Origin of the sequence: Corynebacterium sp. KPL2838 (assembly GCF_040225455.1) — a bacterium.
Taxonomy (GTDB): domain Bacteria; phylum Actinomycetota; class Actinomycetes; order Mycobacteriales; family Mycobacteriaceae; genus Corynebacterium; species Corynebacterium rhinophilum.
In genome coordinates this window covers 1-17,422 of sequence record NZ_JBEHFT010000039.1, presented here as the reverse complement: position 1 = coordinate 17,422, position 17,422 = coordinate 1, and the positions used below count along the sequence as shown (strand labels likewise).

Annotated in this window: 18 protein-coding genes; 6 read left to right on the top strand and 12 right to left on the bottom strand. The window is 56.5% G+C overall.

Annotated elements, in window-relative coordinates; genetic code table 11:
• Positions 1–77: 77 nt before the first annotated feature.
• The gene (locus ABRP98_RS10290; RefSeq protein WP_349859103.1) at positions 78–644 is read right to left on the bottom strand and encodes a cadmium resistance transporter; all 567 of its coding nucleotides are present in this window, start codon (positions 642–644) and stop codon (positions 78–80) included.
• A gap of 96 nt (positions 645–740) precedes the next feature.
• On the opposite strand from ABRP98_RS10290, the gene ABRP98_RS10285 reads away from it, so the two are divergent.
• The 4 genes from ABRP98_RS10285 (at position 741) to ABRP98_RS10270 (ending at position 4,251) form a co-directional block, all read left to right on the top strand.
• The gene (locus ABRP98_RS10285) at positions 741–1,667 is read left to right on the top strand and encodes an ABC transporter ATP-binding protein (RefSeq protein ID WP_349859102.1); all 927 of its coding nucleotides are present in this window, start codon (positions 741–743) and stop codon (positions 1,665–1,667) included.
• An 82-nt stretch (positions 1,668–1,749) separates the two neighbouring features.
• A complete protein-coding gene (locus tag ABRP98_RS10280) occupies positions 1,750–2,505 on the top strand; it encodes an ABC transporter permease (RefSeq protein WP_349859106.1) in 756 nt (251 codons plus the stop codon).
• Positions 2,505–3,641 carry a sensor histidine kinase gene (locus tag ABRP98_RS10275; RefSeq protein WP_349859104.1) on the top strand — a complete coding sequence of 379 codons (1,137 nt, stop codon included), beginning with the start codon at positions 2,505–2,507 and terminating at the stop codon, positions 3,639–3,641. The genes ABRP98_RS10280 and ABRP98_RS10275 overlap by 1 nt, the downstream gene beginning before the upstream one ends.
• The gene (locus ABRP98_RS10270; RefSeq protein WP_349859101.1) at positions 3,634–4,251 is read left to right on the top strand and encodes a response regulator; all 618 of its coding nucleotides are present in this window, start codon (positions 3,634–3,636) and stop codon (positions 4,249–4,251) included. The genes ABRP98_RS10275 and ABRP98_RS10270 overlap by 8 nt, the downstream gene beginning before the upstream one ends.
• Before the next feature lie 128 nt (positions 4,252–4,379).
• On the opposite strand, the gene ABRP98_RS10265 is transcribed toward ABRP98_RS10270, so the two are convergent.
• Complete coding sequence (locus tag ABRP98_RS10265) at positions 4,380–4,577, bottom strand: antitoxin (protein ID WP_023022261.1); 198 nt, start codon at positions 4,575–4,577, stop codon at positions 4,380–4,382.
• A gap of 161 nt (positions 4,578–4,738) precedes the next feature.
• Between ABRP98_RS10265 and ABRP98_RS10260 the strand changes: the two genes are divergently transcribed.
• Positions 4,739–5,989 (top strand): site-specific DNA-methyltransferase, encoded by a 1,251-nt coding sequence (locus ABRP98_RS10260; protein ID WP_349859099.1) that lies wholly within the window; start codon positions 4,739–4,741, stop codon positions 5,987–5,989.
• Here the strand turns inward: ABRP98_RS10260 and ABRP98_RS10255 are convergent.
• Genes ABRP98_RS10255 through ABRP98_RS10245 form a run of 3 tightly spaced genes read right to left on the bottom strand, consistent with a single transcriptional unit; the run spans position 5,986 to position 10,138 of the window.
• Positions 5,986–6,966 (bottom strand): CE1 family esterase, encoded by a 981-nt coding sequence (locus ABRP98_RS10255; RefSeq protein WP_349859097.1) that lies wholly within the window; start codon positions 6,964–6,966, stop codon positions 5,986–5,988. The genes ABRP98_RS10260 and ABRP98_RS10255 overlap by 4 nt on opposite strands.
• Positions 6,963–8,705, bottom strand: coding sequence for an ABC transporter ATP-binding protein (locus ABRP98_RS10250; RefSeq protein WP_349859095.1), 1,743 nt, complete (start codon positions 8,703–8,705; stop codon positions 6,963–6,965). The genes ABRP98_RS10255 and ABRP98_RS10250 overlap by 4 nt, the downstream gene beginning before the upstream one ends.
• Positions 8,705–10,138, bottom strand: coding sequence for an ABC transporter transmembrane domain-containing protein (locus tag ABRP98_RS10245; protein WP_349859093.1), 1,434 nt, complete (start codon positions 10,136–10,138; stop codon positions 8,705–8,707). The genes ABRP98_RS10250 and ABRP98_RS10245 overlap by 1 nt, the downstream gene beginning before the upstream one ends.
• A gap of 37 nt (positions 10,139–10,175) precedes the next feature.
• Between ABRP98_RS10245 and ABRP98_RS10240 the strand changes: the two genes are divergently transcribed.
• Positions 10,176–10,991, top strand: a complete 816-nt coding sequence (locus ABRP98_RS10240) for a class I SAM-dependent methyltransferase (RefSeq protein ID WP_349859092.1) — start codon at positions 10,176–10,178, stop codon at positions 10,989–10,991.
• On the opposite strand, the gene ABRP98_RS10235 is transcribed toward ABRP98_RS10240, so the two are convergent.
• From ABRP98_RS10235 to ABRP98_RS10205, 7 genes are all read right to left on the bottom strand, one after another.
• Positions 10,992–12,377 carry an anaerobic C4-dicarboxylate transporter gene (locus tag ABRP98_RS10235; RefSeq protein WP_284641759.1) on the bottom strand — a complete coding sequence of 462 codons (1,386 nt, stop codon included), beginning with the start codon at positions 12,375–12,377 and terminating at the stop codon, positions 10,992–10,994.
• A 279-nt stretch (positions 12,378–12,656) separates the two neighbouring features.
• A complete protein-coding gene (locus ABRP98_RS10230; protein ID WP_349859090.1) occupies positions 12,657–13,325 on the bottom strand; it encodes a GNAT family N-acetyltransferase in 669 nt (222 codons plus the stop codon).
• An 82-nt stretch (positions 13,326–13,407) separates the two neighbouring features.
• Positions 13,408–14,991 (bottom strand): ribosome biogenesis GTPase Der, encoded by a 1,584-nt coding sequence (gene der / locus ABRP98_RS10225; RefSeq protein ID WP_349859088.1) that lies wholly within the window; start codon positions 14,989–14,991, stop codon positions 13,408–13,410.
• The gene (cmk, locus tag ABRP98_RS10220) at positions 14,991–15,680 is read right to left on the bottom strand and encodes a (d)CMP kinase (protein ID WP_349859086.1); all 690 of its coding nucleotides are present in this window, start codon (positions 15,678–15,680) and stop codon (positions 14,991–14,993) included. Before cmk ends, der begins: the two co-directional genes overlap by 1 nt.
• On the bottom strand, positions 15,680–16,591 hold the full coding sequence (locus tag ABRP98_RS10215) for a pseudouridine synthase (RefSeq protein ID WP_005279286.1): 912 nt from the start codon (positions 16,589–16,591) through the stop codon (positions 15,680–15,682). Before ABRP98_RS10215 ends, cmk begins: the two co-directional genes overlap by 1 nt.
• Before the next feature lie 55 nt (positions 16,592–16,646).
• The gene (scpB, locus tag ABRP98_RS10210; RefSeq protein ID WP_284782881.1) at positions 16,647–17,201 is read right to left on the bottom strand and encodes an SMC-Scp complex subunit ScpB; all 555 of its coding nucleotides are present in this window, start codon (positions 17,199–17,201) and stop codon (positions 16,647–16,649) included.
• A gap of 37 nt (positions 17,202–17,238) precedes the next feature.
• A partial coding sequence (locus ABRP98_RS10205) for a segregation/condensation protein A (RefSeq protein ID WP_349859084.1) occupies positions 17,239–17,422 on the bottom strand: 184 nt, incomplete at its 5' end.

The following is a 17,422-nucleotide window of genomic DNA, read 5'->3' as shown; positions in this document are numbered from 1 at the left end:
AAACCCCTAAACCCCTACCCCCACCAACACAAAATGTCGTTTAACTCGACACGCCGAAAAACAACACGTTTTGTCGTTTAACCCAAAAGGATGGCAAGGCCTAATAGGATAAGCACCGTGGGAAATAACACGCTCTCCCACTTCTCTAGCGCTTCTGCTACGGCTGGCCGTGTGGCCACGAACTTCGCTACCGCTACAAGGCCGGCGACCAAAACGAGGAATACGATGCAGTACACCGCGATGTCTGAGGGCGAAGACGTGGTAAATACCGGCAGGTACACTCCGATATTATCGCCGCCATTGGCAAAGGTGACCCCGGCTACCGCAGCGACGCTGAGCTTCTTTCCGGAAACGTCATCGTCCTCTTCCCCGCGAAAGGCCTCCCAGGCTGCCCAGAGGCCAATGGCCAAGGGAATAAGCCCGAAAAAGCGTATCCAGTCTTCCGGAAGAATAGCGCTAAGTCCCAGGCCAAGTGCTACAGAGACCGCGAGGATCCCTAAAAATCCCAGATATTGCCCCAAAAGAATGGCTTTGGTCGTGCCCTTCCTGCCCGCGCCACGGGCAAAGAACAGCGAGAGAACAACGATATCGTCGATATTGGTGACGATAAATAAGACGATTGCGGATGCGAGAGTAGTAATCACATAATCAGCTTAACGTATCCACCGATGACAATTGTCATGGAAACTTCGTGACACGACCCCTGTTATTAAAAGCGCAAACGTAGTTAAGTGCAAGACATGAAAACTACACGTATCCCTAACTCAGGTTCCTCAACAGCGATTGAGGTACGCGACGTAGAAAAAGTCTTCGCAGCGAACTCCTCGCATTCAGTGCGAGCACTGAATGACGTATCAGTCTCCATCGCCACCGGAGAAATCGTAGCGTTGTTAGGTTCCAACGGCGCTGGAAAGTCCACACTCATTGACCTTATCTTGGGCCTTACCGAACCTTCTTCCGGCGCTATTACAGTCCAAGGCAAAAGCCCCCAGGAAGCGATCAACAACACACAGCTAGCAGCGGTGCTCCAATCCGGAGGTCTTCTCCCCGAGCTCACCGTAAGCGATACCTTAAAGATGATTTCCGCTACCTTTGCCCAGCCCCTAGACATTGGCGAGGTCGCACATCACACCAACTTAGAACCAATATTGTCTCGACGAGTGGGCAAGTGCTCCGGCGGCGAGCAACAACGTCTTCGTTTCGCGCTTGCGCTATTAGGTGACCCGCAGATCCTCATCCTTGACGAGCCGACTGCCGGTATGGATCCAGGCGCTCGCCGGGATTTTTGGGCGTCCATGCAGCACCAGGCTGAGCTCGGGCGCACCATCTTCTTCGCGACACACTATCTCGAAGAAGCAGACGATTTTGCTGAAAGGATAGTGCTTGTGCACAAAGGGGAAGTTGTGGCCGATGACAAGGTAATTGACATACGTAGCCGCGGCGAGGTCCGAAGAATTACGGCCCAATTTGACGGCAGTATTCCTCCAGTCAGTGCGCTACCAGGCGTTACCGAAGCCACCCGCACTGGAGATCACATTCAAATGACTACCTCAGATTCAGATTCACTGGCCCGCCATCTTCTTAACCATACAGGCGCTTATGACCTCACCATTAGCGCTCATAGTCTGGAAAATACTTTCCTTGCGCTTACCGATGAGCACAGCTAACCCATTTCTCCTCCCGCCAGCCCCCAAACGAAAGATTCCAACCATGTCTAATAATTCCACCGCGCCTGGGTTTAGTAACACAATGCGTTTTGCTGGGTACAATTTCCTCCGGCTGCGCCGCAACCTCGCCCCGCTATTTTTCACCACCATTTTGCCGGTATTTTTCTATTTACTTTTTGGCACACTAATGGACTTTGGCAACCTTCCCATTCACAACGGTAACTTTGCAGCTCTCCAAATGATCAGCATGGCCCTGTACGGCGGCGTCGCCGGTGCGGTGGGAGCCGCTGCTGCTTCAGTCACTGATGCTCGATCCGGTTGGAGACGCCAACTAGCGCTTACTCCGCTGCGGCCTCACCAGATCTTCTGGGCGAATATCACCTCCATAGCATTGCAAGCTCTGCTACCCATTGCAGCAGTGTTTCTCACTGGTGCATTAACTAAAGCTGACATGGAGCCCCACCAATGGGTTCTGTCCTTTCTTGCTTGCGCGATTGTCTCAATTCCCTTTGGCTTATATGGGATGATATGGGCACTTGCTTTACCGACGGATAACTCCGTGGCCATTGCTTCTTCCTCTATTGTCCTCCTGCTGTTCGCCGCCAATGTCTTTATCCCCCTATCTTCCTCACTTATGGCGTTTGGCCGCTTTACACCCCTTTTTGGCTCAGTCGTGTTGGCTCAATGGCCATTGGCAGAAGGGATGCAACTGCTAAATGATGCCGATGGCACGGTTAACCATTCCTTGTGGAGCGCGGGACTAAACTTCGCCGTATGGACCGCAATTTTCGTCGGAGCCTGCGCAATGCTGCTCCACCGCGACAAATCACGAATGTAATGGATTCATTCCACTCGCCCTTCAAGGGATTCGCTACAAATAATGCGGTGTTTGCCAGCGTTTGGCTTATATTTCTGCTCTTTGGCTTAATTCTCAATTTCGCTCAGCCTGGTGTGGACGCTACGCAGCGCCTAGGTTCCACTGCCTGTGTTATCGCTTTCAGCGCCCTATATTTCTTCAGCTTTGGTTCGGTGACTTACTACCCGCGGGGCTGGAACTTACGTTATCGCTTGGCCGCTCGGTGGTCTGCCTTAGCGCTCATAGCACTTATCTCCATACCCTTCTTTGGAGTTTATGCCACCACATTTGTGCCCTATCTAGCTGCAGTCCTCGGGTTTCAATTACCACTGCGCCGGGCATTATTATGGGTACTTCTTACCGGACTCGTAGTCACAGGTGCCTTGTGGAGCGTCGATTCGCAGGACCTCTTAGGGACATTCATTGTGATATTCGGCTGGCCAATTTTGCTGGTGTTGCTAGGCACAATGTCTCAAAGAGAAGACTCGCGCACGGATTTAGAGCATCAACTCGATCTGGCTCGCCAACGTGAAGACATTGCCACCGACGTTCACGATTTGCTCGGTCACTCGCTTACCGTCATCAATTTAAAATCTGAGTTGGCACAGCGGCTAGTAGACGTAGATCCAACTCGAGCTCGAAACGAGCTTCAAGAAATAAGTGACCTTTCCCGTAAGAGTTTGGCAGAAGTCCGCTCCACAGTTACCCGGATGCGCATGCCGACCTTCGAAGGAGAAGTTCAGGCAGCACGACGAGCGTTCGATACTACAGGGATTCAAGCGCATCTTCCTGCCAACGTCCAAGCCGTAGGACTTTATGACGCCGCCTTTTCCTGGGCATTACGTGAGCTCACTACTAACGTTATTCGCCACTCAGGAGCACAGCACTGCTGGGTTAGCATAACCCAAAATAAGCTCCAAGTCATAGATGATGGTTGCGGCTTCGATCCGGAAAAGCAGTACCAAAGTGGCGGGCTACTCGGGCTGTACAAGCGAATGGAGGACAGCGGCGGAAAGTTGATTACTATGAGGAAGGACGACCGCACCGTAGCGCTGATTACTATGAACGGTGATACCGAATTACTACCCTTGGACAGTGAAATTGGTTCCGATGGCTGATACATCTCCACCCATCCGTATCCTTATCGCAGAGGATCAATCATTGGTTCGCGGTGCCCTTGTCGCTCTCCTAGCTACCGAACCAGGTATCGAGATAGTTGCTCAATGCGCAACGGGCAACGAGGTTGCGGGGCTCGTTGCCAAGCACAATGTGGAGGTAGCTCTACTCGATATTGAAATGCCTGGAAAAAGTGGTCTAGACGTAGCTGAAGAGCTCTCCGGCAGTCCATGCAAATGCCTCATCGTTACTACTTTCGGCCGCGGCGGCTATGTAAAACGTGCTATAGATGCCAACATCGCTGGGTTCATAGTCAAAGACACTCCCCCAGAACAACTGGCGGAGGCAATTCGCCGGGTGAAGGCTGGGCTCCGGGTTATCGATCCTGCCCTGGCACGAGAGAGTCTTTTTACCCCGGACAACCCGCTCACACCCCGGGAACGAGAAATCGCGCGGCTTTTATTATCTGGGGTGACTTCCTCAGAACTGGCGCGCAAAGTGCATCTTAGTCCAGGCAGTGTACGCAACGTCGTCTCCAGTATCATGACAAAAACCGATGCAAATAATCGCTACGAGGCTGCGACGAAAGCCCAAACTCAGGGCTGGATTTAAAGAACACATTTTTCTCCAGCCCAATTGGACCGCGTTTTCCAGAAAAATCGGCCATAGACATAAGCTTAAGCCCCGCTCCTGTCTGGAACGGGGCTTAAGCGTTATTTAATTAGAAATTAGGGCGAGAACTACTTGTTCTCGTCGTCACCGTCGTTATTGGTGCCGAGCTTGTCATCAATGACGTCGCGGGCCTTGTCCACCTGGTCTGCCTTGTCCTCGCCCAGCTTGTCCTTGGCAAAGTCCTCGGCCTTGTCCAAACCTTCGTTGGTAACTTCCTGGCCCTTTTCGGAGTTCAGTGCTTCCTTTGCCTTGTCAAAGATACCCATTGCTAATCCTTTCGTTGTTTACTTCATCTAACCATTGCCGTGCGCGGCAACACTGCCCACGATAACGACGCTGCCGAGACTTCGCCACCAAAGGTTGTCAGAAGTTCTAAAGTGATAGCGTTAATGAGACCAATGACCAGCTCGCACGGAAAAGGCAACAAATGACGCACACCAGCCCTGGTGCAGACTGCAACGCCGCGGAATTCTTTGGGTTGGTATGGCCTGGCAAGCAAGCCGCGCGCGCTGCGGCGGAGACTCCCCTAGCCGCCGAGTTTGAGCTCGATACTGCGTTAAGCAGCTCTACCACCTCACCCAATAGCATCCACGCGGCCGATAACTTGCCGGTTCTACAGCACTGGGTTTCCACGGGCGAGACCTTCGATGTCATCTACATCGACCCGCCGTATAACACCGGCCGGGACTTTGTCTATCGCGATAATTACCGCGCGCGGCGAGAGGTAAATTCCGGCAGCTATGCCCAATGGCACGCCGAGTGGCTGTCCATGATGTTGCCGCGGCTCATCCTGGCGCGCCGAATTCTGGCGGAGAACGGCTTTATATTCATCTCCATCGGAGAGGACGAGGCTGCTAATACCCGCAAGGTTTTAGACGAGGTTTTTGGCGAGGGCTGCTATGCCGGGCAACTCATTTGGAAAAAGGCTGGCACCGGGAAAAACGATTCCAAGTATGCGGTGGTAGAACACGAATACATCCTCTGCTATGCCAAGAACCCCGATAACCCCGGATTCAATGTAGATGCTGAGGGCTATACGAGCACCAAATATAACCATGAGGATGAACGCGGCAAATATTCCTTGGTGCGCTTAGATTCTAAGACTCTGGGCTATCTGCCATCGCTCGATTTTCCCATTTCCTCTCCCGATGGCACGCAACACTGGCCGGACCAACCGGCTGGCCAGAGCCAAGTAGCGCGCTGGCGCTGGGGCAAAGATATGGTGGAAAAGCGCTACGATGAGCTGGTCTTTCGGCGCGGATTCGTCTACACCAAGAACTATCAAAAAACAGGGGCACGGCCGCGATCCATCCTCGATGGGCAAAGGTTTGGCGTAACGCGCACCGGACGCCGCGACGCAGAGGACGTCATGGGCGTGGAGGGAATCTTTGATTTCCCCAAGCCAGTGCGCCTTATCAAGCATCTCATCGCCATTGGCGGCGGCGCCGATGCCCGGGTGCTCGATTTTTTCGGGGGATCAGGCACCACGGCGCAGGCGGTCATCGAACTCAACCGAGAGGATAAGGGCGAGCGCAGCTTTCACCTAGTGCAAATTCCAGAGCCCACTGCCCCGGACAGTGCAGCGCACCGGGCAGGCTTTCTCAGCGTCACGGATATTTGCGTCGAGCGCGTGCGATCCGTGCCTGGGTCCTCTTTCCGGGCCTACCGCGCGATCTAGGTTTCGCGAGTGCCGTCGGGCCTGCCGGGAATGCCGAAGAAGTCCAAGACGCGGTCAGTGGCGAAGAACTTTCCTACTTCATTATTTTTGTCTCCAAGACCACCCGGCCACACGTGGGAGCCGCCACCGATGCGGATATGCTCTAGCGGTGCGGTGCAGCCCCGCCAATGCATGTCGAGGGCATTATTGACCAAGCGGTTGGTGTCTACCTTCTCCGAGCATTTATTGCGCTTGCGGTCCTGCTCTAAGACAGATTCAACGGAGAAATACTTGGTCTTGTGCCGGGTTCCGCCGTAATAGCCCACGACGGGGTCATCGGTGCCGTGCATATCGAGGCGCCCTACGGGTTCATGGGCACAGTCTTTCAGGATATCTTCGTAATATGCTGCGGAAATGGTGGCGACCGAGTGGAAGGTGCCGGGCATCTGACAAGCCAGGTAGGCAGCAAAACCGCCGCCGTTGGACATGCCGGTGGCAAAAAGCCGTGAATCATCCACGTTATAGGTCGCGCGGAGGGAATCGAGGATATCGAGCACGAATTTCTTGTCCTCGCTCCCGCTGGTTTCCGCATATGGCGCGGGGCTCCACGCTTTTTCCTTTCCTGCAGGAAATACGGTAATAGCTTGTGCCGCATCGAGGCGGGAATAGTCGCGCAAGTTTTCCGCGGACTGCCCCCACCCGTGAAAAGCCATCACGACAGGCCACTCTTTTTGGGCCGTATAATTTTCCGGCACGCTGAGAATAAATGAGCGACCAGACGGCAGGTTAATCGTCGTATAGGAACCGGGTTCTGGGCCACTGAGCGGCGCAGAGGTAGGAATCCCGAGCTGCGAGGCAGCCGAACCGTGCGATTGCGTGCTTTCGCTGCGTACCTCCGAGTCCGATTCTTCCTCATTATTTGCGCATGACACGACCAAAGCCGCCACGCAGCACAAGACTGCGGTGCTCAACGTAGCGCGCACCGGCCTCCGCCTCATGATTTTCGTCCCTTCTGCCAAGCGGCCCATAACTGTTTATAACGGCCCCCATAATTTAGCAGCTCTGCATGGCTACCCTGTTCTACTACCCGGCCATTATCCATGACCACGATGGCATCGGCACGCGAGGCCTGATCCAGTCGGTGAGCGACCACCAAGGCGGTCCGCCCCTCCATCACAGTCTCTGCGGCGTCCTCTAAGGATTCAGCGCCCACCGAGCCTGCTTCTGCCGTGGCTTCATCCAAGATGATGATGCGCGGATCCAGCAGCACGATTCGGGCAAGCGCCAATTGCTGCGCTGCCACGGGGTCTAGCGGCATGCCTTGCGCGCCCACGATGGTATCGAGGCCTGCCTCCAGATCGAAGAACCAGTCAGCCTGCACTTGGCGCAGCGCCTGCACCATTTCCGCATCGGTGGCCTGTGGCGCCGCCAGCGCAAGATCCTCGCGCAGGCTCCCAGAAAAGACGTGCACCTCCTGGGAGACAAGGGCGAGGCGCTGGATACGCTCGGCATCGGAAAGCAGCGCAACCTCGACGCCATCGACAAGCACTGTGCCCTTATCCGGGACGCGCAAGCCCGCGAGCAACGCTGCCACTGTGGACTTCCCCGCCCCAGACGCCCCGACGAGGGCAACCGTTTCGCCCGGCTTAATCTTTAGGTTGAGTCCCTCAACGGCCCAAGAGTTATCGCCATAGCGGAAGGAAATATCCCGCATGTCCACGCTGCCATCGCCCCTCGGTGCACCGCTATCCGGTACCGGCGCGGGTGGATCGATAACCACGCCAACGATGCGCGCCAACGAGGCATACCCAGATTGCACCGTATCTAGCACGCGCATCAGCCCCATCAGTGGCCCGCGCAGTCGTATAAGCAGCAACATCGCCGCGGTGACCGCCCCAACAGTAAGCGCATTAGCCTGCACCACCCAAAAGCTCACTGCCAAACCGCTGGCCAATAAGACCAGTTCAATTCCGGTGAGGTGAGCCTGGAGCACCATCATCGTCCGGCGCGCGTTATATCCCTCTTCCACCACGCGCGTTGAAGCCGCGCCGATCCGATCGTGCATCGTATGTTCCATGCGGAACGCGCGCACCGTGTCCCTGCCGTGGATTGCCTCCAAAAGCCGGCGGGCGCGGTCCGCCATAGCGGCGCGCTCAGCGGCATACCTGCTTGGGGCACGCTGCAAGTAATACCGGCCGGCTAAGAAATACAGCGGGGTCACGGCAACAATCACCAAGAGGTATTGCCAGTCCACCGTAAGCAGTGCCACTCCCGTCGAGGCAATGGCAAAAATGGATTTCGCCAACACGGGGACCGTCTCCGTGACCGCAGCGGAAAGCTCCGCCACGTCATCGGTAGAACGCGATACCAAGTCCCCGGTTCCGGCATCCTCGACGCGGTGCGTGGGAAGGCCGAGTGCCGTAGAGACCATATCCTCGCGCAGGGACGCAATAACGCGCTCGGTCAGCTGAGAAAGGACATAGAAACCCGCTGCCGAGAGTGCGGCAGATACAGCCGCGACCCCGATGAGCAGGACTCCGAGGAGGGCAATGCTGGTGCCTGTCGTCACGGCATCGACAATTTTGCCGAGCAGAATCGCAATGCTGACATTGGCCGCTGCCCCGGCGATCAAGAACACCACGGCAATAACGGCGCGCCGACGCGCGTGCGGGATGGCCGAGAGCTGCTGCGCCACAACCTTTCTTACCTGTGGCCAGGTAGCGGTGGGAAAACGCATTAGGACTCCACCCCCACTGCATGCCAGGCGGGCGCCGACGTATAGACGATGGTGGTTTTATCCTTCCGATAGTCCGCAACGCGGTGGGCTACCTCTTGCTCGGTCACGGAATCGACCGCCGTGGTGGGATCAGAAAGGATCAGCACCTCTGGATCCGCGGCAATAGCGCGGGCAAGGGCGACTCGTTGCTGCTGGCCGCCGGACAGGTTGTTTCCGCGCTCACCCACGGCTCGGTCAAGCCCACCGGGAATATCCGCGCCCGCAGCCACCTCTAGGGCCCGTGCGGCCGTATCCGCATCCGGATGAATATTGTCTTGCACGGTCCCGTCAAACAGCATGACCTCGTGCGGCACGACGATGAATTTCTCCCGGGGCAGCTCCCGCAATTCCTCCGGAGCATGCCCATCGATGGCAGTGACTCCTGACTGCAGCGCAGGAATATTCGGTGCAGCGTCTCCGGGCAACCCTAGAGCTCCCAGCAGGCCTACTATTCGCTGCGCGCTCGCCTGCGCCGCGGCCCACCGGGAAGCGATATTTCTGCCCAGCATGGTCATCGGGGTAATGATGAATTGGGTAAGGCCAATGATCATAATGAGCTCACCGGTGCTCATCTGCCCGTCCAGCGCTAGGTAGCCGGCGGCAACGGCGACGGCGATGACATAGATCGAGCCCAGCACCTCCGTAGAAGCATTCAATCCTGCCTGCGCCGCATTGGCTTCAACGGTTCGCTCGTAGGCGGCATCAGAATCACCCGCATAACGCTTACGCACGGTACCTATCGCACCGATCCCCTTAATAATGCGCAGACCATGGACAATATCCGTCGCCGTCGCACTGGCGCGGCCCAATGCCGCTTGCCGGATGCCAGAACGCTTGCGCAATGGACCAGCAGAGCGCAGCGATCCCCACACCACAAGGGGACCGCCGCATAAAATGGCCACTCCTAGCGGGAGATTCACCCGACTGGTCATCACCGCAACATAAATGATGGACGTAATCTCTGCCACCGGAAAAACCGTCATCATCACGGCATTTTGTACGCGGGTTGCATCGGTAGAGGCAATAGCCAATAACTCGCCTGGCGTGCGTTTCGGACCGCCCATCCCCTTGGGATCCATAATCCGATCCGTAATGGCCATGCGCACGTCGTGGCCGATAACGAGCATGCTGCGCGCATTGAGCCCACGGCCATACCACCCGGTGACGGCATTAACCACGAAGGCCAGGACCAGGAGTGCAAGCCACCACCACAGTCGCTCGATCGATCCTTCCACCACCGCTTCATCGATGGCATAGCCCACGATGACCGGTGTGGTGCCGTTGAGCACGAAGGAGATAGCCATGCACACAGCGGCGGGGATGGTCATCCCAGGCCTAGAGAAGACGGTTTTCAGCAACCACCGCGGATCTGATGGTTCTGGAAGTGTTGCCATAACAAGCCATTCTAATTCCCGGTAGGTTAGATAGCCTATGTCGACTCGCCACCCCAACCCCCAACACTTCCCCAGCTACCGCAATCCCTCTGCGAAGCAGAAGCCTACCTTCAGCACCGATCCCCAGCGCACCCAGGCAGCGCGCGCCTTTCACCACGGTGCGCACACCTATCAGGATGTCCGCCCCCATTACCCGGCCGAGGTTGCTGAGCTCATCGCCGGAGCCCACCGCGTTGCCGATATCGGCGCCGGCACCGGCAAACTTACCGAGTCCCTCACCAATCCCAACGTGTTTGCGGTCGAGCCATCTCCAGATATGGCCCGCGTGCTCCAACACCGCCTGGGTATTCCCATTATCCGTGCCACGGCCGAGCACACCGCGCTTGCCGATGCCTCCCTCAACGCCGCCTGCCTCGCCCAAACCTGGCACTGGGTCGACGTTGCCGCCGCCTCCGCCGAGCTGGACCGCATCCTCGCGCCGGGCGGGCGCGTCCTTTTAGTGTGGAATACCCTCGACGTACACGCAGACCCATGGATCCTCCGTCTCAGCCGCATCATGCACTCTGGCGACGTGCATAAACCCGGGTTCTATCCCGAATACAAAGCACCCTGGACCTTAGACCGCGAGGTCCGTCTAAGCTGGACCCACGAACTCACCCCAGAACAGCTCCACCAGCTCATGCATACCCGCTCATACTGGCTCAGAAATAACGAGGCCATCCACGAGCGCATGACCCACAACCTGAACTGGTACCTCTACGAGCACATGGGCTTTTCCGCCGGCCAAAAACTGCACATCCCGTACCGCACGGATGCTTTCGTGCTGGTACGGGAGGCGAAGTCTCGCGACTGATTACAGGAGAACCTGGGCCAAGAGGGAGCCGACCACACAGGAGGTAAATACGGAGATCGCTCCGGGGATGAGGAACGAGTGGTTGATGACGTATTTGCCAATTCGCGTCGTACCCGTGCGATCGAAGCCAATGCAGGCCAAGTCAGAAGGATAGGTTGGCAAGATGAAGTAACCATACGCCGCACCGTAGAAACCAACAATGACAGCCGGGTCAATGCCCAATTGCAAGCCAATAGGGGCAATTGCTACCAGTGCAGCAGCCTGCGAATTGACCAACTTGGACACAACCACCAACACGACGGCGTACGTCCATGGGGCCGCCTCAACGACAGAACCCAAGTTCGTTTCCAGGGCATCGATATGGGATTGGAAGAACGTATCTGCCATCCACGCAACACCGAAGACCGAAAATACAGCGGTCATGCCGGCCTTGAATACTGGAGTAGACGCAATCTTTTTGGTATCCACTTTGCAGCTAAGAAGGATGATGGCGCCGGCGACGAGCATGACCATCTGGATCACTAGATTCATCGATACCGGGCTCAGCTCGCCATCATCACCAGGAACCAGTGGGCGCAGGAACTCAAAAGCGCCGAGGAGGACCACGCAGGCAATAGCGACAAGGAAAACGACTACTGAACGCTTAGCCTCGCGGGAAAATTCCTTACCGATGAGCGAATCGGCGCTCTCATTGATGCTGGCGGCAAACTCTGGGTCTTTCATCCGTTCTTGGAAAGCCGGATCCTTGTCCAGGTCCTTGCCGCGACGCAGCGACCATAACGCGGCGAGAAGAACACCGCACAAGGACGCGGGTAGCGCCACCGTAAGAATCTGCGGAATCGAATAAGCCTTGTCGATAGCTCCAGCATTTTCCGCAAGGATCGACGCAAGAGAAACGGTAGCCACAGACACCGGTGAAGCGGTAATACCCATCTGCGCCGAGGTCGAGGCCACTGCCATGGGACGCTCAGGACGGATTCCCTTTTTGAGCGCGATGTCTTCAATGATCGGAAACATGGTGTAGACCACGTGGCCAGTGCCGCACAGTACGGTAAGGAACCAAGTAGTCAGTGGTGCCAAAATGGTGATGCGCTCTGGATGAGCACGCAAGAACTTCTCCGCATGCTGCATCATCACTTCCAAACCTTGTGCTTGTTGCAATGTGGCTGCACAGCCGATAACGGCAATGATTGTGAGCATGACCGACACGGGGGGCTCGCCCGGTGCCAAGCCAAATACGAAGACCATCAGCATCAAGCCGATGCCAGAAATTAATCCGAGGCCGATCCCGCCATAGCGGGTGCCCAAAAGCAAAGCACTTAAAATGATTATGACTTGAAGCACGATAGCCAGGACAGAATCCGGGGCAATCACATTCGCTAACATGTCATGCCTTTCAAACAGAAAGTAAATGGTTGACAAGTTTTATCCTATCGGCGCCATAATGCTTTCACCGAAGCGAAAAGGAGAGCGAAGTGTCACACCATTGTTGGTGACACTTTTGCTCTCCTAAGTGGTAAAATACCGTGTTAACCGGCAAAATTATGTAGTTTTGAGGCCCCCTGATGCCTCTACAGTGAGCTCCGGCTTTGCTGGCGAGACAAGCTCAACTACACCTCACGTGCCAACCCCGAAAGATGTTGTGCACTATTAGTTGTCGATTCCTCAGGCCTTATCCTTCCCAGACTTCAGGTCAATCTTATAGTGCAAGTGATTTTTCACTGCGGGCCACTCATGCCGCAGCACGCTATACACGCAGGTATCTCTGACTAACCCGTTATCTAGTATCTGGTGGCCGCGAAGGATTCCATCAAGATGTGCCCCGAGGGATTCCAACGCGCGGCGGCTTTCGCGGTTAAAGGAGTTGGTGGTGAAGAACACGGATAAGCAATCAAGCTGCTCAAATGCATGGCCCATGAGGGCCAGTTTGCAGTCTGCATTAACCGCAGTATTCTGCGCTGATTGCCTGTACCAGGTGTATCCGATTTGTGAGCGCCTATTACCCAGATCAAAGGCCTGATACCCAGTCATTCCCACTGTAGTGCCGGCTGAATCAAAGACCGTAAAAAGCTGCGCCCCGTGGGAGTCATACCAAGAAATGCGTTCTTCCACGGCTTTTTCCATCTCGCTTGGTGATGGGACCTTGGTGTACCACCGCTTCCATAATTCCCCGTCCTGTACTGCCTCAGCCAGTCCAGGAGTATGGTCCACGCTCAACGCCTTGAGAGTGATATTTTGCCCGCGCAAGATCTCGATTTTCTGTGACATCGTATTTACCTTCTTGCTTTCTGGGCCTAAGCCAATGAACTGATGTCTTTCAAGCTTAGCTGCCAATGACACCGAGCGTAATGAGATAGATAAAAAACGAGCGAAGCCGCACGGTTGTGGAGGCTTCGCTCGTTTTCGCAGTGAACTCTTATTTCCGCTTTTTACCTCGGCGTTCGCGCACGCGCACGGCGATCCGGATGGGAGTGCCGTGGAAACCAAAGCGCTCGCGGAACTTGCGCTCAAGGTAGCGCCGGTAGGATGCGTCGAGGAACCCAGTGGTAAACAAAACAATCGTCGGTGGCTGGGTCGATGCCTGCGTAGCAAAGAGCACGCGCGGCAAGCGATTATTCTTCATCGGCGGCGGGTTGGCCGCAATCGCCTCACGCATCCAGTTGTTGAGCTGACCAGTAGACACGCGCTGATCCCAGCTTTCTAGGGCCTCAATCATGGCCGGTTCCAGCTTTTGCAAGGCGCGACCGGTCTCAGCAGAAATGTTAACGCGGGTCACCCACGGCAAGTGCCGCAGCTGCTCGTCAATCTCACGATCGAGGTAATAGCGGCGGTCCTCATCCATCAAGTCCCACTTATTGAACGCGATGACCAAGGCCTTGCCGGATTCCAGCACCATATTGAGCACGCGCTGGTCCTGCTCGGAGACCTCCTCGGAGGCATCGATAAGCATGATGCATACCTCGGCAGCATCGATCACGCCGCGGGTGCGCAAGGAAGCATAGTACTCGTGACCCTGCGCGTTCTTGACCTTCTTGCGCAGGCCCGCGGTATCAATGAACTTCCACAACTGCTCATCCAGCTGCACCAGCGAGTCCACGGGGTCTACCGTGGTGCCGGCGACATTATCTACCACCGAGCGCTCCTCGCTGGTGAGCTTATTGAGCAGCGAGGACTTGCCCACATTCGGCCTGCCGACGAGCGCGACGCGGCGAGGTCCCGACGTAATCGAGGTCTCGCGCGGTTCTTCGGGGAAGCTGCGCAGGATCTCATCCAGCACGTCCGCGCCACCGCGCCCGTGCTGCGCGGAAACCGGCCACGGATCCCCGAGGCCCAAGGCGTAAAACTGCGCCATATCCGCATACTGGTTATCGGAATCGAATTTATTCGATACCACGATCACCGGAACCGGGGATTTTTGCAGGCGGCGCGCCATGACCTCATCGGTTTCCGTAATGCCTACCTTGGTGTCTACCACCATCACGATGACATCGGCGGTATACATCGCCATTTCTGCTTGGCGGGCGATATCGGCGTGCATGCCTTTGACGTTGGGATCCCAGCCGCCGGTATCCTGCACGATAAAGCGCTGTCCATTCCAGTCCGCCACATAGGAGACGCGGTCACGGGTCACGCCAGGGTGATCTTCTACAACGGCCTCGCGGCGGCCGAGGAAGCGATTAACCAACGATGACTTGCCCACATTCGGCCGGCCCACAATAGCGACGGTGCACAGGGCTTCTTCGGTGGCATCGGCAAATCCGAGCGATTGCGAGAGCTGCTCCCACTCGTCCTCACTGAGAGGCTGCTCTAGGTCTTCCTCATCCCCGTAATCGGCCTCGCCGAACTCTGACTCATCAAAGTCGTAATCAAATTCTTCAGCATCGAAATCGTCCGTAGCCCACCCCGGCGAGGTCTCTACCGTTTCCTCGTCGAACTTACCCGCAGGGTAATGGAACTGCGTGACTTCTTCCTCTGGGGACTCAAAATCTTTATTGCTCATCAGCGGGACTCCTTAACCACGTTGATAAGAGCCTGCACGACGTCCTCCGGGCTCATGTCAGAGGTATCGACGATAGTCGCATCGTCGGCTGGGCGAAGCGGTGAGGTTGCGCGGGAAGAATCCGCGGCATCGCGGCGCTGCACATCCGCCAGTACAGATTCAAAATCGGAGGCAATGCCGGCCTTTTCGTTTTGATCGTGTCGGCGCTGAGCACGGACTTCCGCAGAAGCCGTCATAAAGGCCTTCGCTGGTGCATCGGCCAGCACGACGGTGCCGATATCGCGGCCCTCTACGATGGCGCGGTGGGCGCGCTGCGCCAGCGTGCGCTGCAATGACACCAAGTTCTCCCGCACCTCCGGGATGGCAGATACTGCGGAAACGTTCTGGGTGACCTCATCTTCCCGGATGACGCGGGAGACATCGGCGCCATCGAAAAGCACCTGCGTGGAATCCGGATCATCGGAGACCTCCAAGGGGAGGTTAGCCGTCGCGGAAATCACCGCTTCCTTGTCCGAGGGATCCACGCCTTGGCGCAATACCGCCAAGGTTGCCACGCGGTACATGGCGCCGGTATCGATGTATTTTGCATCCAATTGCTTGGCTAGGGCCCGGCATGTCGTGGACTTTCCCGTTCCGGAGGGGCCATCGACCGCAAGAATCAGGCCTTCATCAGGCATATTCGAAATCATTACATTCCCACCGCCTTGTACAAGCTCGTCAACTCGTTGGAATTTAGCGCGCGCAGTCCGCCGGGCTTCATATCGCCCAATTGGACCGTGTGCAGCTTGGTGCGCACCAAGCGCTGCACGGGATAGCCGGCTTCCTTCAGCAAGCGGCGCACGATGTGCTTGCGCCCTTCGTGCAGCTCTACTCGGACCAGAGAGAACCCCTGGTTTTTGTCCACTACCTGCACGAAATCGGCCTTTGCCAGGCCATCTTCTAGCTCGATGCCCTCTTTGAGCTGGCGCACAAGCTTATTATCGGCCTCACCCAATACCGTGGCCAAGTAGGTTTTCTTCACCTCATACTTGGGGTGCATCAGGCGGTTCGCCAATTCCCCATCGTTGGTGAGGATGAGCAGGCCTTCCGTATCCGCATCCAAGCGGCCTACGTGGAATAGGCGCTGGCCCGAGGCAACCTTTTCAGACACCACGTCACCCACGCAGGGGCGGCCGAGGTCATCTGACATCGTTGACTGCATTCCGCGGGGTTTATTGAGGATGAAATATTCTTGGTCTTCGTTGACGTTAACGCGAACACCGTCGACGCGGATGACGTCCACGGCGGGATTGACCTTAACGCCCTGCTTGAGAATGACATTGCCATTTACTTCGACACGGCCGGCATCAATGAGGATCTCCGCGTGGCGGCGCGATGCGACGCCCGCCTTGGCCAAGACCTTCTGCAGGCGCTCGCCCTTGGGCTTATCGTCATCGACCAGCCAGTCAGCGCCCAAATCGCGCGCCACCGATTCTGCAGTGGCCTTCTGCTTTTTCTTGGAAACGTGTTGATTACGAGCCGGCTTGGCATTAGAGACAACGATATCGCTGTCTCGCTGCTTCTTATCCGGTGTGCCGTCACGGCGAGCGGGAGGAGTCACTTAAGTGTCCTTTTCTCTCGAAGATATGAAATTACCTGCGTGAGTCTACCCCACCTCAGTACTCTTCGTCGATTGCATCGACATCTGGGAGGAGCGGTGCCAAATCAGGAAGGCGTTCTAACGAATCTATGCCTAAGAGTTCGAGGAAAAGTTCCGTGGTTTCATACCGGTGCGACGCCCCTTCGAACTCGTCTTGCGGGAGCTCGCGGATGAGCCCTCGCAGGTTAAGGGTGCGCATTACGCCGTCCACGTTGACACCGCGCACCGCAGAGACCTGCTGGCGTGTGACCGGTTGGCGATAGGCCACGACGGCTAGCGTTTCCAAGGCCGCGCGCGAGAGCTTCGTTTGCGCCCCATCCAATAAAAACTCCTCCACCGCGCTGGCGTTTTCCTGGCGGGTATAAAACCGCCAACCCTCAGGGGTCTCGCGCAGCTCAATTCCAGAGCCGCGGTTGTCGAATTCGCGTTGAATGGTCCGCAGGCAGTCACTAATGACCGCCGGTTCCACGTTAAGCGCCCGCGCCAAGGACTCTACGGATGCCGGCGAATCAAGCACCAGCAAGATCGACTCGAGCCGGGACCGCAATTGCGAAATGAGCGGAAGATCCATGCCCCTTAGATTACAACCAGCGACGGCGGTGCTAGTACTAGTCCCAATTTGCTGCTGCAACGACTGCGGGATCTACGTCCAAGCCGGTCCAGGAAAGGTCCAGCTGGCCCAGCGCTTCCTCCTGCTGGGCATCAACCGCCTTGGCCTTAAATAGTTCCAAAAGCGCCAAGAACCTGCCGACGATATGCCTCGGGGGGTTGCCAACGGGGGGGCGGGAGGAT